Source organism: Aeromonas sp. HMWF017, assembly GCF_003061465.1.
In the GTDB taxonomy this organism is placed as follows: Bacteria; Pseudomonadota; Gammaproteobacteria; order Enterobacterales; family Aeromonadaceae; genus Aeromonas; species Aeromonas veronii.
The window spans coordinates 39266-40031 of sequence record NZ_QAJD01000181.1; the positions used below are offsets into that span (position 1 = coordinate 39266).

1 protein-coding gene is annotated in these 766 nt (G+C 66.1%); it reads right to left on the minus strand.

Annotated elements, in window-relative coordinates:
* Nucleotides 1–766: homocysteine S-methyltransferase family protein (locus DBR30_RS20480; RefSeq protein ID WP_258224530.1), on the minus strand; the 766-nt coding region annotated here is incomplete at both ends.

Sequence of the window (766 nt, forward strand, 5' to 3'; positions counted from 1 at the left end):
GATGCCGCAGCAACCACCGATCAAATTCGCCCCGGCCGCGCGCCAGCGCTCGGCCCAGCCGAGATAATCCAGCGGCCCCAGATCGGCGCGGATCTCGTCCAGCCCATCGTTGGCGGTGGCCTCTTTGGGCTGCGGCGGGAAGGCGTTGGCATAGGCACCGAGGCGGATGTCGCTGCGACCCTCTGCCTGCAACGCAGCACTTGCCACCTTGAGCGCCCCCTCAATCACCTCGGGCTGACAGCAGTTGAACAGGATGGCATCGACCCCGGCCGCCACCAGCGCGGTCACCGCATCAGCCACCTGCTCGCCGGAACGTAGTCGCGGCTCGTTGCCCGGCGCCTCATCTTCCAGCGTGAAGGAGACCCAGAACGGCTTGCCATCGTCAGGCAGCAGCGCTTTCAGAGCCAGTGGCTCGGCAATCAGGCTCATGGTCTCGGCCAGCCAGATATCCACATGAGGGGATAGCGCCCGGATAAGCGGCGTCGCCAGCTCGCTCACCCGGTCCGCCTTGAACAGGTCGGCACGGTAGGAGCCAAACAGCGGTGGCAGAGAACCCGCCACCTGCACGGCGCCCTTCTGCTCGTCAGCCACCTCACGGGCCAGCTGACCGGCCAGCGCTGCCAACCCCTCCCCGTCGGCAAAGAAACGCTCATCGCCGATATGAAACGGCACCAGCGCATAGCTGTTGGTGGTAATGACCCGGGCACCGCTAGCCACATAGGCCTGATGCACGTCACGCACCGTCTCTGGCGCCTCCATCAAGGCC